The sequence below is a fragment of the Nitratireductor aquibiodomus genome, assembly GCF_900105565.1.
Classification (GTDB): Bacteria; Pseudomonadota; Alphaproteobacteria; order Rhizobiales; family Rhizobiaceae; genus Nitratireductor; species Nitratireductor aquibiodomus.
Map to the genome: position 1 here is coordinate 1,648,861 of NZ_FNSL01000001.1, position 13,377 is coordinate 1,662,237.

The 13,377-nt window shown below is 62.3% G+C and carries 14 protein-coding genes; 8 read left to right on the forward strand and 6 right to left on the reverse strand.

The features are described 5' to 3' along the window. Nucleotides 1–155: 155 nt before the first annotated feature. Nucleotides 156–1,556 carry an aminotransferase-like domain-containing protein gene (locus BLW55_RS07870; protein ID WP_090328038.1) on the reverse strand — a complete coding sequence of 467 codons (1,401 nt, stop codon included), beginning with the start codon at nucleotides 1,554–1,556 and terminating at the stop codon, nucleotides 156–158. Nucleotides 1,557–1,662: 106 nt separating this feature from the next. Between BLW55_RS07870 and BLW55_RS07875 the strand changes: the two genes are divergently transcribed. Further along, a complete protein-coding gene (locus BLW55_RS07875; RefSeq protein WP_090328040.1) occupies nucleotides 1,663–2,592 on the forward strand; it encodes a DMT family transporter in 930 nt (309 codons plus the stop codon). Here the strand turns inward: BLW55_RS07875 and BLW55_RS07880 are convergent. From BLW55_RS07880 to BLW55_RS07895, 4 genes are all read right to left on the reverse strand, one after another. Further along, entirely contained in the window at nucleotides 2,570–3,340 is a 771-nt protein-coding gene (locus BLW55_RS07880; RefSeq protein ID WP_007008948.1) for an amino acid ABC transporter ATP-binding protein, read from the reverse strand. The two genes, BLW55_RS07875 and BLW55_RS07880, sit on opposite strands and share 23 nt — an antisense overlap. An 11-nt stretch (nucleotides 3,341–3,351) precedes the next feature. Next, nucleotides 3,352–4,017, reverse strand: coding sequence for an amino acid ABC transporter permease (locus BLW55_RS07885; protein WP_090328042.1), 666 nt, complete (start codon nucleotides 4,015–4,017; stop codon nucleotides 3,352–3,354). 4 nt (nucleotides 4,018–4,021) lie between these two features. Then, entirely contained in the window at nucleotides 4,022–4,684 is a 663-nt protein-coding gene (locus BLW55_RS07890) for an amino acid ABC transporter permease (protein ID WP_025031477.1), read from the reverse strand. A 75-nt stretch (nucleotides 4,685–4,759) separates the two neighbouring features. Beyond that, the gene (locus tag BLW55_RS07895) at nucleotides 4,760–5,605 is read right to left on the reverse strand and encodes a transporter substrate-binding protein (protein WP_007008951.1); all 846 of its coding nucleotides are present in this window, start codon (nucleotides 5,603–5,605) and stop codon (nucleotides 4,760–4,762) included. A gap of 302 nt (nucleotides 5,606–5,907) precedes the next feature. Between BLW55_RS07895 and BLW55_RS07900 the strand changes: the two genes are divergently transcribed. Then, nucleotides 5,908–6,333: an acyl-CoA thioesterase gene (locus BLW55_RS07900; protein ID WP_025031479.1), complete on the forward strand. Its 426-nt coding sequence runs from the start codon at nucleotides 5,908–5,910 to the stop codon at nucleotides 6,331–6,333. 4 nt (nucleotides 6,334–6,337) lie between these two features. Here BLW55_RS07900 and BLW55_RS07905 read toward each other — a convergent pair whose 3' ends face one another. Beyond that, nucleotides 6,338–7,297, reverse strand: coding sequence for a LysR family transcriptional regulator (locus BLW55_RS07905; RefSeq protein WP_025031480.1), 960 nt, complete (start codon nucleotides 7,295–7,297; stop codon nucleotides 6,338–6,340). Between the two features lie 126 nt (nucleotides 7,298–7,423). Between BLW55_RS07905 and BLW55_RS07910 the strand changes: the two genes are divergently transcribed. From BLW55_RS07910 to BLW55_RS07935, 6 genes are all read left to right on the forward strand, one after another. Beyond that, the gene (locus BLW55_RS07910; RefSeq protein WP_025031481.1) at nucleotides 7,424–8,206 is read left to right on the forward strand and encodes an ABC transporter substrate-binding protein; all 783 of its coding nucleotides are present in this window, start codon (nucleotides 7,424–7,426) and stop codon (nucleotides 8,204–8,206) included. A gap of 71 nt (nucleotides 8,207–8,277) precedes the next feature. Beyond that, on the forward strand, nucleotides 8,278–8,925 hold the full coding sequence (locus BLW55_RS07915; RefSeq protein WP_025031482.1) for an amino acid ABC transporter permease: 648 nt from the start codon (nucleotides 8,278–8,280) through the stop codon (nucleotides 8,923–8,925). Nucleotides 8,926–8,936: 11 nt separating this feature from the next. Next, nucleotides 8,937–9,596: an amino acid ABC transporter permease gene (locus BLW55_RS07920; RefSeq protein ID WP_065815904.1), complete on the forward strand. Its 660-nt coding sequence runs from the start codon at nucleotides 8,937–8,939 to the stop codon at nucleotides 9,594–9,596. Beyond that, nucleotides 9,593–10,357 (forward strand): amino acid ABC transporter ATP-binding protein, encoded by a 765-nt coding sequence (locus BLW55_RS07925; protein ID WP_090328045.1) that lies wholly within the window; start codon nucleotides 9,593–9,595, stop codon nucleotides 10,355–10,357. The genes BLW55_RS07920 and BLW55_RS07925 overlap by 4 nt, the downstream gene beginning before the upstream one ends. A 4-nt stretch (nucleotides 10,358–10,361) precedes the next feature. Beyond that, nucleotides 10,362–11,999 carry a N,N-dimethylformamidase beta subunit family domain-containing protein gene (locus tag BLW55_RS07930; RefSeq protein ID WP_090328047.1) on the forward strand — a complete coding sequence of 546 codons (1,638 nt, stop codon included), beginning with the start codon at nucleotides 10,362–10,364 and terminating at the stop codon, nucleotides 11,997–11,999. A gap of 12 nt (nucleotides 12,000–12,011) precedes the next feature. Continuing rightward, nucleotides 12,012–13,376, forward strand: a complete 1,365-nt coding sequence (locus tag BLW55_RS07935; protein WP_090328050.1) for an aminotransferase family protein — start codon at nucleotides 12,012–12,014, stop codon at nucleotides 13,374–13,376. Nucleotide 13,377 lies beyond the last annotated feature (1 nt).

Consider the following 13,377-nt stretch of genomic DNA (forward strand, 5'->3'; position numbering starts at 1 on the left):
AAAGCTGAAGCAAACTTTTGGACAATGCGCAAAGCCGCTTTGGCCTTGGCTCTAAAGCGCGTCGCGATCTTTCAGATTCGCTCTGCGCGCTTTAGGTTCTTGATTTGACGCATGTCTTTGTTCCGAAACCGGTGCCCACTTTCGGGAGACATGCGTTAAAGCGCGCGCATGACCTTTTCCAGCACGAGAAAAATGCGTTTATCATCGCATTGGGCGGCATTGAAACGCAGGAAACCACGGGCCGAACCGGAAAGGCTGAACGCGTTTCCCGGCGCAAGCACCACATCATGTTCCAGCGCATGACGGGCAATCGCCGACGCATCCAGCCCATCAGGCAGACGACACCACAGGAACATGCCCGCGCGGGGCTCGATCCAGGGCTCGATGCCCAGCATCTTCAAACGATGGCCGACCGTCTCGCGCGACGCGGAAAGCCGCTGGCGTACCGTCTCCATATGCCTGCGGTAGCTGCCATCACCCAGAAGCGCCAGCACCAGCTCCGCCGCCATGGACGGCCCGCCGAAGCATGTGGCGATCCGCAAATCGGTCAGCCCGTCGATCCAGCCCCGCGGCGCTGCAACGAAACCGCACCGCATCGAGGCGGAAAGCGACTTGGAGAAACTGCCGATATAGACCACGCGCGCAAAACCGTCGAAGGCGGCAAGGCGCGGTGCCGGCTCGACCTCGAAATCCGCGAAAATGTCGTCCTCGACAATGGTCAGGTCGGCCTTTTCGGCAAGCAGCAAAAGCCGATGGGCAACCGCCGGCGAAAGCACCGCTCCGGTCGGGTTGTGAAGCGCGGAATTGGTTATGTAGAGACGCGGCGAATGCCGGTCCAGCGCTTCGGCGAACCGCGCGACATCAGGCCCCGACGGTGTGTAGGGCACGCCGACGATCTTCACCTGATGCGCGCGCAACAGCGCATGGAAATTGAAATAGCAGGGATCGTCCACCAGCACCGTGTCGCCCGGCTTCAGAAGGAAGCGGCAAAGAAGATCAATGGCCTGCGTGCCGGAATCGGTGAGCATCACCTGACCGGGAGAAGCCTCTATGCCATGGCCCGCCATACGGCGCGCAAGCAGCGTGCGCAGCGATGGCGATCCAAGCGGCTCGCCATAATCGGCTAGCACCGCCGCATCGGCGCGCGACAGGCGACGCAGCGCGCGGCGCATGGCCTCGACCGGCATCCATGACGCGGGCAACCAGCCACAACCGGGCATCGCCATGCGCGAACCGGAGGCCAACGCCTGCCGCGAGATCCAGAGCGGGTCGACCTCACGGTCGAGCGCCGGTCCGATCTCCGCCAGCGCCAGCGGCGCAAGCGGCGCGGTGACGAAGAACCCGGCCCCCGGCCGCGAGCGGATCACGCCTTCGGCGGCAAGCCGGTCATAGGCCTCGACCACGGTGGATTTCGAAACACCCATGGAGCGCGCGCAGCTGCGGATCGACGGCAGCTTCGCCCCTGGCGTGAGCGTGCGATTGGCGATGCGTCCGCGAATGGCGGACATGACGCCTTCAAGGCGTGTTTCATCGGCATTGCGTGTGGATGTCAGCATCGCTGTACTGTCCGTTCGACCATTACAGTTTATCAAAATTGTACTGCATCGTCTCTGGCGACGCCATGCCCCCTGCCCCACACAGGCAGGAGAAAAGGAGCATGGCATGAACAAGACAATGATCGGATGGGCGAGCAGCTGGGCGAGCGGCCTACTGGGTGTGATCATCTTCAGCGGATCGCTGCCGGCGACACGGGTGGCGGTGCTGGGTTTCGATCCGCTGTTTCTGACCGTGGCGCGCGCATCGATTGCCGGGGTTCTGGGCGGGCTTCTTCTGCTGGCGTTTCGGGAAAACCTGCCCAAACGGAGCGAGCTGAAAGGGCTGTTCATCGTCGCCATCGGCGTGGTGGTGGGTTTTCCCCTTCTGACGGCGCTGGCGCTCGAGCACATCACCTCGGCGCACTCCATCGTGTTCATCGGTCTTCTGCCGCTTGCGACCGCCATTTTCGGCGTTGTGCGCGGCGGCGAGCGCCCGCGCCCGGCATTCTGGCTGTTTTCGGTGATGGGGAGCGCGCTTGTCGTGGGCTATGCGGCAAGCCAGGGCATGACCGCTTCCCCGAAGGGCGACCTCTTGATGCTTGCGGCCATCATCGTGTGCGGGCTCGGCTATGCGGAAGGCGCATCGCTTTCACGGCGAATGGGCGGCTGGCAGGTGATCTCATGGGCGCTGATTCTGTCGCTCCCGCTCATGCTGCCGTTGGCGCTCTACACCCTGCCGGCAGGGTTTGAGACCGTGGATACGGGGGCATGGCTGGGATTTGGCTATGTGTCCGTCTTCAGCATGCTGATCGGCTTCGTCTTCTGGTATCGAGGGCTGGCGCTGGGCGGCACGGCGACGGTTGGCCAATTGCAGCTTTTGCAGCCCTTTTTCGGCTTCGCGCTGGCGGCGATGCTGCTGCACGAACCCGTGACGGCCGGCATGATGGCGGTCACCGCCGCCATCATTCTGTGCGTGGCAGGGGCCAGATTTTCCGCCGGGCGCTCAGGCGCGCCGGCGACAGTTGGTCAAGACCTCAGGCGAAGCTCGACGTCTTGAGGAACTCGGCAAGCCGTTCGGTCTGCGGCTTCAGGAACATCACCTTCGGATCACCCTCCTCACCGATCACACCCTGGTTCATGAAGATGACGCGGGAGGAAACCTCGAAGGCAAAGCGCATTTCGTGGGTGACAAGGAGCATGCTCATGCCATCGGCAGCCAGATCCTTGATCACCTGCAGCACTTCGCCCACCAGTTCGGGATCAAGCGCAGACGTGACCTCGTCGAAGAGCATGAGGCGCGGGTTCATGGCGATGGCGCGGGCGATGGCCACACGCTGCTGCTGGCCGCCGGACAGCTGACCGGGGTAGTGATCCGCACGCTGCCCGAGACCGACGCGGTCGAGCCATTTTTCCGCGACGCTGCGCGCCTCGTCGCGCGCCATCTTCTTCACCTTGATCAGGCCGAGCATGACATTGGAAGCAGCCGTCATGTGCGGGAAGAGGTTGAACTGCTGGAAGGCCATGCCCGTCAGCGCGCGCTGGCGGGCGATTTCCTTCTCGCTCTTGCGGACGCGCACGCCGTTGCGCTCTTCATAGCCGATGGGTTCGCCATCGATGAGGATGCGGCCACCCTGAAAATCCTCCAGCATGTTGATGCAGCGCAGCATGGTTGTCTTGCCGGAGCCCGACGAACCGATGATCGAGATCACCTCGCCCTGCTGCATGGTGCAGTCGACGCCCTTGAGCACCTCCACCGAACCGTAGCGCTTGCGCAGGGCCTGAATTTCAAGAAGGTTCTTCGTCATGTCGGGTACTCTCAGGATGGAACAGACACCTTGCGCTCGACATATTTGCCGAAGCGCTCGATGGCGTAATTGATGGCGAAGTAGAGAAGGCCGGCCAGGAAATAGAACTCCAGGCTCATGAAATTGCGGGAGATGATCTCCTGCGTGCGGAGCAGAAGCTCGGCCACGCCGATGACGGACAGAAGCGTGGACGCCTTGACCATCTCCGCAGCCGTGTTCACCCAGGTGGGCAGCATCTGGCGCAGCGCCTGCGGCCACAGAACCGATGTGAAGGTCTGGCGGAAGGTGAGGCCGATGGCCTTGGCCGCTTCTGTCTGCCCGGCCGGAATGGCCTGCAGCGCACCGCGCACGATTTCCCCCACATGCGAGGAGCAGAAGACCGCCAGTGCAAACACACCCGCCTGAAACGCATTCAGCTCAATGCCGATCGTGGACAGGATGTAGAAGCTGGCGAGCACCAGAACGAGCACGGGCGTGCCACGGATGAAATCCGTGTAGGCGCGGACGACGAAGCGCAGCGGCCTGTTTCCATAGGTCAGCGCAAGCCCGACCAGAACGCCCAGCACGGAGCCCAGGGCGATGGCGAGAAGCGAGATTGAAACGGTCAGGCCAAGACCGCGCAGGAGAACGAAACGGGCAAGCCAGACCTGATCGAGAAATGCAAAAAACTCGTTCATCGGCTCACCTCGAAATCACGAGACGACGCTCGACCATGCGCATAAGCGCGGCCAGCACCGTGCATGTAGCGACATAGAGACAGGACGCGACGATCCAGGTCTCGACCACACGGAAGGTTTCGACATTGATCTTGCGCGCCTCAAAGGTGAGTTCCGGCACGGCGATGGCTGCGGCCAGAGACGTGTCCTTGAAAAGCGAGATCAGCGTGGAAGAGAGCGACGGCAGCACGTTTCTGAACATCAGCGGTATGACGATGGAGGTGCGGATCTGCATCGGCGTCAGACCGATGGCGAGGCCCGCCTCCTTCAGACCGTTGGGGATGGACAGAAGGCCCGCGCGAAACACCTCCGCCAGATAGGCGCCGGAATAGATGGCGAGCGTTGCCACAAAACTCTCGATCTTGCCCAGACGGACACCCATCTGCGGCAGCGCGAAATAGGAAAACAGGATCAGAACGAGAATCGGTAGATTGCGGATCACCGTGACGTAAAGCGCTGCCGGACGGCGCGCCCAGCCGCTTTTGGAGATGAGGCCAAAGGCCGTTACCAGGCCGATGACGGCGCCGATCAGGATCGCGCCAATCGCCAGTTCAAGGCTGAGCAGAAGCCCCCAGAGAAGCTGATCGAAGCTGCGCCAGACGGCGGAAAAATTGAGTGTATAGCCCATATTGGTTCCCAGCCATGCAACAGGAACGAAGCAGGCGGCGATGTGCCGCCGCCTGCTCCCGCCCAGACGCGATGGTTATTTGTACTCTACGGGGAAACCGATCTGCGGCGGCTGAAGCTCCTTGCCGAACCATGTCTTGAACGATTCAGCGTAAAAATTGAACTCGACCCCGGTCATCGCTTCGTGAAGCGCCGTGTTGACGAAGTGGAGCCAGTCAGAGTCTCCCTGCGCCACGGCACAGGAATAGGACTGCGGATTCCAGCCATAGCCGGCATCCGTATAGCGGCCCGGATTCTGCGTCATGTACCACGCCAGCGAAGACTGGTCTGTGGCAACCGCATCGGCCCGGCCAGACTCCAGCGCCTGATAGATCAAATCGACGGATTCGTACTGATCGACCGAGGCCTCCGGCAGGGCCGCGTGAACCATGTCTTCTGCATAGACATTCTGGAGTACGGAGACCGTGACGGACGAGCCGGCTTCCTTCAGCGCATCATAATCCGCATAGTCGCCATCGGCCTTCAGCATAAGGCCCACACCCTCGCGATAATAGGGAATGGTGAAGGCAACCTGCTGGGCACGCTCACCCGTTACCGTCATGAACTGGCAGGTCACATCCACCTTGCCGGTGGTGATGTTCGGAATACGTGCGTCTGACGACTGCGTCACATACTCGATCTTGTCCGGATCGCCGAACAGTGCCTTGGCGATGATCCGCCCCATATCGACGTCGAAACCCTGGAGCTTGTCGTCCACGCTCTTGAAATGCCAGGGCGCGTTGGTGCTGCCGGTGCCCAGAATGAGGTGACCGCGCTCCAGAACCTCATTAAGCTTGCCTTGATCCTGAGCGACCGCCGGTGCAGCGGCAGCCACCACTGCCACGGTGAGTAACAGTGATTTCGCATGCGATGAAATAGACATAGTGTGCTCCCCTGCTGATTACCGCTAGTCCATTATTATGGAGTAATATCCATATTAATGGACTTCCGTATCAAGCCGCATCGTCGGCACCTTGTCAAGTCACCGGCCGCCCGGTTCCAGTCGCACGGCAAGCTGTGGGGACCACGCAGAGCGGTTTTGAGACGCTGGCGCGACCGCTCGGCCAGAGGTGATGCAGACGGCATTGGGCCAGGCCTTGAAAAATCACCGCTTCTGTCGTTTGCTCAATGCGACGATGCCTGCCGGCAGGCCCCTCCCAACACCCAGACGCGGAAGAACAGCCTGTGACCTCCACCGCACTCACAACCTTTGTCGGTGTTGCCCATCCCTGGATGTGCGACACGATGGGGCACATGAATGTGCGCCACTATGCGGCGATGTTCGATGACGCCAGCTTTCAGTTGCTCGGCCATCTGGCCGGCCCCGAGGCCATCGACAACCGCGACCTTGGCTGGGCCGATGTGCGCAGCGAGACAGAATACAAGCACGAGACCGAAGCCGGCGCGCTTTTGACGATCCACTCCCATGTGACGCGCCTTGGGCGTTCATCGGTGAGTTTCGAGCAGGTCATGACCGGCAGCATCGATGGCGTCGTGCGCGCCGTGAACCGCACCACCACGGTGCGCTTCGATCTCAAAGCGCGCCGCTCTGCGGAGCTCGAAGCCGGCCTGCGCGCCCGCGGCGAAGCGCTGCTCGTCGCAACGGAATGACGCCTCAGCGGTCGTAGACGCGTTCCTCGAACGGGGTTTCGGAGATCAGCGTCTGAAGCCCGGCGATCAACGCCTTCTCTGCCCGGTTCAGAACCTTTTCCGGATTGGTCAGCATGAAAATATCGATCTGTGGCGGCCGGTCATAGGGTGGCAGACGCCACAGCAGCCCGTCATTGACGTCACGCCGCGCCACATGCAGCGGCAGTGGACCGATTCCGAGGCCAGCCAGAATCATGCGCCGCACCTCTTCAAGACTGGAGGACACGCCGACCACGCTATTGTCCAGCTTTGCTTCACTGCGCAGAAGCGCCACGGGACGCAGCGCATCGGATATGTGGTCCGTCTGGAACGAAACGGACGATTCGCCTTTCAGGTCGGCAAGGGTGAGTTCACCGCGCCCATAAAGACGGTGGCCGGGGCCGCAGAAGAAGCCGAAGAACTCTCGATAGACCATCGTGTAGTCAAGCGCCGGATCGCGCTGGCTCACAAGGCACACACCGAATGAGGCACGCCGCTCGCGCACCTGTTTGGCCACATCCATACTTGTCGAAACCGTGAGTGTGATGCTGGCGCGGGGATAGTTTTTGTGGAACTCGGTAAGCGCACGGTCGAAGAGGGGCGACACCACATGGCTTGCAAGGGCGATGTTCACATGCCCTGTCACTTCGTCATTGATCCCGCGCATCAAAAGCGGCAATTGCGAGATGGCGCCAAAGGCCTCGATGCTCTGCTCGTAGAGCAACTTCCCCACCTCCGTCAGCTCAAAGCGCGTTGCGTCACGCTCCACAAGCCGGCGACCGACGCGATCCTCAAGCCGCTTCAGTGCATTGCTGACACTGGGCTGCTTGAGTTTGAGCTGTTCGGCAGCACGCGTGATGCTCTTCACCTCCGCTATCACGACGAAGGTTCGCAGAAGGTTCCAGTCGAGTTCCCAAACCAGCCTTTCGCTGCGCTGATCAATCATTTCCAAAATCTATAATTAATATTCCCATTATCTATTTGCGTAATGTTTCGGCAAACGCAATCATAAATCGAAACAACGCCCAAAAACAGAACAGCATTCGTCCAGAGGAACGGAGGATCCATTCTCATGTCCAAGCTATTGTCGCGTCTTCTTGCAGCCTCGCTCGGCTTCGCCGCCTGCTTCAGCACGCTTCCAGCAAAGGCTGGCGATCTGGAAGCGATCAAGGAAGCCGGCGAGATGAAAATCGCCATGTCGGGCCAGTATCCGCCCTTCAATTTCGTCAACGATCAGAACCAGGTGGTCGGTTTCGATGCCTCAATCGGCATGGAAATCGCAAAGCGTCTGGGCGTCGAGGGTGAGATCGTCACCACCGCCTGGGACGGCATCATCGCCGGTCTTCTGGCCAGCAAATACGACACTATCGTCGGCTCCATGACGATCACGCCGGAGCGCGAAAAGGTCGTGGACTTTGTCGGCCCGTACTACCACGCCGGCCGCGCCGTGTTCGTGATGGAAGATTCCGAGGTGCAGGCGCTCGGTGATCTCAAAGGGCAGACGCTCGGCGTGACGCTGGGCGAAACCCACGAGAAGTGGGCACGCGAACAGGGCGGCTGGGACATCCGCACCTACAAGGGCCTGCCCGAGCTTCTGCTTGAGCTAAAGTCCGGCCGCCTCGACGCCATCGTCGTCGACAACATCCCCGTGCGTGTCGCCATCAAGGAAACCGGTGACAAGCTGCGCATGCTCGACACGCCGGACATTGAGGGCGGCGCAGTGGCCATCGGCATCGCCATCCGCAAGAACAGCCCCGAGCTGAAAGCCGCCATGCAGGAAGCGCTTGATGCGATGATGGAAGACGGCACCTACGAGAAGATCTCGATGGAATGGATCGGCAGCGACATACGCTGATCCCGCAGTGAACATCCGACCGGCGCGTTCCAGCGCCGGTCGCCCCGCCTGCCCCTTTCCGGAGCTTCCGTATGGATTTCTCCCTGATGGTGCGCGTCTTCCCGTTCTTTCTGGAAGCCGCACTGGTCACCGTTCAGATTTCAGCACTGGCGCTTGTTATCGGCCTTGCCGCTGGTTCGCTTGGCGCCGCCGCCAAACTGTCCCGCTCTCGCACCGTTCGCATGATCGGCACGGTCTATGTGAGTGTCTTTCGCGGCACACCCTGCCTGATCCAGCTCTTCATTCTCTATTTCGGCGGGCCGCAGATCGGCATTCATCTCGACGCCTTTGCCGCCGGTGTCATCGGTCTCGGCCTCAACATCGGCGCCTATATGGCTGAATCGATCCGTGGCGCGATCCTCTCCGTGGACAGGGGCCAGGCGGAAGCCGCGCGCACCATCGGCTTCGGCCGGGCGCAGACCATGCGCAAAGTGGTTCTGCCGCAGGCCGCCCGTCTGATGATCCGCCCGCTCGGCGTCAACACGGTCGCACTGGTGAAGGGTTCCGCCCTGGTCTCGACCATCTCCGTGGTGGAACTCACCTACACCGCGCAACGCTTCATCGGCTCCACCTACAAGCCGTTCGAGATCTTCGGTGTCGCCGCCCTTCTCTACATGATCATCGTTTATGCCGTTGCGCGTGTCGTCGACCTGCTCGACCGCCGCTACGCGCTGAGCTGAGGGAGCGACTCATGCAAGGTTTGGATTTCAGCGTCGTCACTCCCTATCTCGGCCTCCTGTGGATGGGTGTCTGGTGGACCATCGTTCTCACCGTCACATCGTCCATCCTGAGCTTCTTCAGCGGCATTCTGTTTGCCGTTGCCGTGCTCTACGCCCCGGCGGTCATCGCCTATCCCGTGCGCTTCTTCATGTGGCTGTTCATGGGCACGCCGCTGCTTCTGCAGCTCTTCCTGATCTATTTCGGCCTCGTGCAGATCGGCATCGACATTCCCGCGCTTGGCGCAGGCATTATCGGCCTTGGCCTGCACTTCGCCGTCTACAACGCCGACATTCTGCGCGCCGGCATCACCGCCGTCGATCCGGGGCAGTCAGAAGGCGCGCGCAGCATCGGCTTCGGTCGCTGGCAGACGCTGCGCTACGTCGTCATCCCGCAGGCGGTGCGCAACACCGCGCCGCCCATCGGCAACAACATGATCGCCCTCCTGAAGGAATCCTCGCTGGTCTCGGTCATCGGCATCGCCGAACTGGTCCACGCTGCCCAGCTTGCCATCAGCGAAACCTTCCGTCCGTTCGAATTCTACATCACGGCCGCCGCGCTCTACTACATCCTGAACCTCGTTCTGGAAGCGGGCCTGCGGCAGGTCGAAAAGAAAGTGGAGGTCTCTCGATGAGCACCCGCAACCCCATGGTCGAGGTCAAGGACGCCCGCAAGGCCTATGGCTCCTTCGAGGTTCTGAAAGGCATCGACCTTTCGGTCGAGCGCGGCCAGATCGTCGCCATCATCGGCCCCAGCGGCTCCGGCAAGAGCACGCTCCTGCGCTCCATCAACCACCTTGAGACGCTCAATGGCGGCGAGGTCTGGCTCGATGGCGTTCAGGTCAACCAGCCGCTCACCGGCCGCGCCTTCGAGCGCCACATCAATGCGGTGCGCCAGCAGATGGGCATGGTGTTCCAGCACTTCAACCTGTTCCCGCACCTCACCGTGCACGACAACATCGCCATGGGGCCGATCATCCTCAAGGGGATGAGCAAGGCCGCAGCGCGCGAACTCACGCTGGAGCTTCTCTCCAAGGTCGGCCTCGCCGATAAGATCGACGCCTATCCCTCCCGCCTGTCGGGTGGCCAGAAGCAGCGCGTGGCCATCGCCCGCGCGCTGGCCATGCAGCCCAAGGTGATGCTCTTCGATGAAGCAACCTCCGCGCTCGATCCCGAGCTGGTCGACGAGGTGAACATGGTGATGAAGCAGCTCGCCGCCGAGCACATGACCATGCTGATCGTCACCCATGAAATGCGCTTTGCCGGTGAAGTCGCCGACCGCGTCCTGTTCATGGATGGCGGCGTCGTGGTGGAGGAAGGCCCGCCCGGCGAGATCTTCACCGCCCCCAAGCAGGAGCGCACCCGCTCCTTCCTCAAGAAGTATCTTGCCGACTGAGACCATGCATATCATCGAAACCGAGTTCCCCGATTTCGGGCTGACGCCAGAGCAACGCCGCGAGGCGGTTCTGGGCCACTATTACGAAATTCCCGGCATGGACGGCGCACGCGGCGAAATCTGGTGCTACACCGACGCCTATGCCTATCCGCCGGGCGCGACGGTCAACCTGCATGTGAGCGCGACCGCTTCCCGATACCGGCTGGAGATCGTGCGCGACGGCGCAACGGAAACCCCGGTCCTGTCGCAGGACGGCCTTGCCGCCGCCTGGCAGGACACGCCCGACCAGTGCTCCGTCATCGGTTGCGGCTGGTCCGTCTCGCATGCGTTCCGCATCGGCGAGGACTGGCCGTCGGGCGCTTATCGCATCACGCTGACGGCAGAGAGCCGTGACGGCAACGCCATCACCTGCCATCATGTGTTCATCGTGCGCCCGCTTGCCGGTCGCAAGCCCGGCCGCATTCTGCAGGTCGCCGCCACCGGCACCTGGACCGCCTACAACACCTGGGGCGGCTCCAACCACTATCAGGGCATTACCGGCCCCGGACGCAACCAGTATGCGCCCATGGTCAGCACCGAGCGCCCGTTCTGCCGTGGCTTCGCAGTTCTGCCGGAGAACGCGCCACGCGTGCCGCTGGAGATCTACACCCCGCCGGCTGCACCCCCGCGCTATCCGCACATGGAATGGGCCTATGCCAATGGCTATTCCAAGAAATACGCCTCCGCCGGCTGGGCGAGCTATGACAGCCACTTCTTCCGCTGGGCGGAACGCGCCGGCTACGCGGTCGATCTGGCGAGCCAGCACGAGCTGCACTTCACGCCGGAAATTCTCGACGGCTATGACTGCGTGGTCTTCGTCGGCCATGACGAATACTGGACATGGGAGATGCGCGACGCTGTCGATGCCTATGTCGAGAATGGCGGCAGGGCGGCCCGTTTCGCCGGCAACTTCATGTGGCAGACGCGGCTTGAAGACGATGGCAAGAAGCAGGTCTGCTACAAATACCGCGCGCGTGCGGAAGACCCGGTCTATCAGTCGGAAGACAAACGCCGCACCTCCGGCTGCTGGGAAGCGGAAGAGACCGGGCGGCCAGCCGCACGGACATTCGGCCTCAACGCCCTGCGCGGCCTTTACGTGGGCTGGGGCGGCTGCGCGCCGCGCGGCGTGCGCGGGTTCCCCGTCTACCGGCCCGAGCACTGGGCCTTCGCCGGAACCGGCATCTACTACGGCGACCTTCTGGGCGCGGATGGTCATGCCTTCGGCTACGAAGTGGACGGGCTCGACTATGTGATCCGTGGCGGTCTGCCGGAGCCGACGGAGGATTCCGGCGCGCCCGAAGGGCTCGAGATCCTGGCGCTCGGCATGTCCTCCCTCAAGGAGGAGAGCGCCGACATTCCCGTCGACGACCAGTTTCTCTCCGACGCCGACGCAAAGTTCGTCGCCGAAACGCTGGTCGGCAACCAGTCCGACGAGGCCGTGAACCGCATCAAGCGCGGCGCGGGCATGATCGTCAATTTCCCGCGCGGCCGTGGCGAGGTGTTCCACGCCGGAAGCTGCGAATGGGTGGCCGCGCTGAAACGCGGTGACGCGATGGTCGAGCGCGTCACATCGAATGTCCTCGACCGTTACCTCTCCCGCTGAGCGAGACACGCCATGCAGAACACATCTTCGACACAACGCCCCCCGTCTCACCTCTTCTACCAGTCGCGCCTGCGCCGGCCGCTGGTGGACCGGGCCGAGGGCATCTATCTGTGGGATCAGGAAGGCCGCCGCATGATCGACGGGTCGAGCGGCGCGATGGTCGTCAATATCGGCCACGGCAACCGCAACGTGCTCGACGCGATGAAGCGCCAGATGGACCGCGTGACCTTCGCCTACCGCCTGCATTTCGAGAACGAGCCGGCAGAAGACCTCGCCCGCATGGCAGCGGAACGCCTGCCGGAAGGCATGGACCGCATCTTCTTCGTTTCCGGTGGTTCCGAAGCGGTGGAATCCTGCATCAAGCTCGCCCGCCAGTGGGCGCTTGCCGTGGGCCAGAGCGAACGCTGGAAGGTGATCTCGCGCTTCCCTTCCTATCATGGCGGAACGCTCGGCGCGCTTGGCGTGACCGGCTATGCAGCGCTCAGCGACCCGTTCTCGCCGATGATGCGCGAGATGCCGAAAATCCCGGCTCCCACCGCCTATCTCGACCGTGACAATCTCACCATGGAGCAGCGCGGCATCAAATATGCCGACATGCTTGAAGAGAAGATTCTGGCCGAAGGCCCTGAAAGCGTGCTCGCCTTCATCATGGAGCCCATCGGCGGCGCTTCGACCGGCGCGCTGGTTGCGCCGGACAGCTATTTCCCGCGCATCCGCGAGATCTGCGACCGTTACGGCATTCTCCTCATCCATGACGAGGTGATGAGCGGCGTGGGGCGCACGGGCAAATTCCTCGGCGGCGATCACTGGAACTGCAAGCCGGACCTGATCGCGCTCTCCAAGGGCTTTGCCTCCGGCTACTGCCCGCTTGGCGCGATGGCCGCCCCTTCCCGCCTCGTTAAGCCCGTTCTGGATGCCGGCGGTTTCCAGCACGGCTTCACCTATGCCGGCAATCCGCTCGCCTGCGCGGCCGGTGTCGCAGTGCTCAATGAGATCGACCGTCTCGGCCTGATCGACAATGCGGCCCGGATGGGCGAGGTGCTGAAGGGCGAGCTTGAACGCCTCTCCGAGCGCTTCCCCTTCATCGGCGACGTGCGCGGCAAGGGGCTTCTGCTCGCTGCCGAATTCGTCTCCGACCGCGAGACGATGAAGCCCCTGCCCAAGGAGCTGAACGCGCATCAGCGCATGGTCGACATGGCCTATGAGCGTGGGCTCATCATCTATTCCAGGCGCACCCGCGGCGGGGTCGAGGGCGATCACTTCCTCGTCTGCCCGCCCATGATCGTCACAAACGAGGAGATCGGCTCCATCACGTCCATTCTGGGCGACACGCTCGAGGCACTGGCCGCCGAACTCGATCTCCCCGTCAACCGCTGAG

What these genes read in the sequence shown, in the direction of transcription:
- BLW55_RS07870 (WP_090328038.1), bottom strand. Translation starts at nt 1,556, where the DNA reads ATGCTGACATCCACACGCAATGCCGATGAAACACGCCTTGAAGGCGTC.
- BLW55_RS07875 (WP_090328040.1), top strand. Translation starts at nt 1,663, where the DNA reads ATGAACAAGACAATGATCGGATGGGCGAGCAGCTGGGCGAGCGGCCTA.
- BLW55_RS07880 (WP_007008948.1), bottom strand. Translation starts at nt 3,340, where the DNA reads ATGACGAAGAACCTTCTTGAAATTCAGGCCCTGCGCAAGCGCTACGGT.
- BLW55_RS07885 (WP_090328042.1), bottom strand. Translation starts at nt 4,017, where the DNA reads ATGAACGAGTTTTTTGCATTTCTCGATCAGGTCTGGCTTGCCCGTTTC.
- BLW55_RS07890 (WP_025031477.1), bottom strand. Translation starts at nt 4,684, where the DNA reads ATGGGCTATACACTCAATTTTTCCGCCGTCTGGCGCAGCTTCGATCAG.
- BLW55_RS07895 (WP_007008951.1), bottom strand. Translation starts at nt 5,605, where the DNA reads ATGTCTATTTCATCGCATGCGAAATCACTGTTACTCACCGTGGCAGTG.
- BLW55_RS07905 (WP_025031480.1), bottom strand. Translation starts at nt 7,297, where the DNA reads ATGATTGATCAGCGCAGCGAAAGGCTGGTTTGGGAACTCGACTGGAAC.
- BLW55_RS07910 (WP_025031481.1), top strand. Translation starts at nt 7,424, where the DNA reads ATGTCCAAGCTATTGTCGCGTCTTCTTGCAGCCTCGCTCGGCTTCGCC.
- BLW55_RS07915 (WP_025031482.1), top strand. Translation starts at nt 8,278, where the DNA reads ATGGATTTCTCCCTGATGGTGCGCGTCTTCCCGTTCTTTCTGGAAGCC.
- BLW55_RS07920 (WP_065815904.1), top strand. Translation starts at nt 8,937, where the DNA reads ATGCAAGGTTTGGATTTCAGCGTCGTCACTCCCTATCTCGGCCTCCTG.
- BLW55_RS07925 (WP_090328045.1), top strand. Translation starts at nt 9,593, where the DNA reads ATGAGCACCCGCAACCCCATGGTCGAGGTCAAGGACGCCCGCAAGGCC.
- BLW55_RS07930 (WP_090328047.1), top strand. Translation starts at nt 10,362, where the DNA reads ATGCATATCATCGAAACCGAGTTCCCCGATTTCGGGCTGACGCCAGAG.
- BLW55_RS07935 (WP_090328050.1), top strand. Translation starts at nt 12,012, where the DNA reads ATGCAGAACACATCTTCGACACAACGCCCCCCGTCTCACCTCTTCTAC.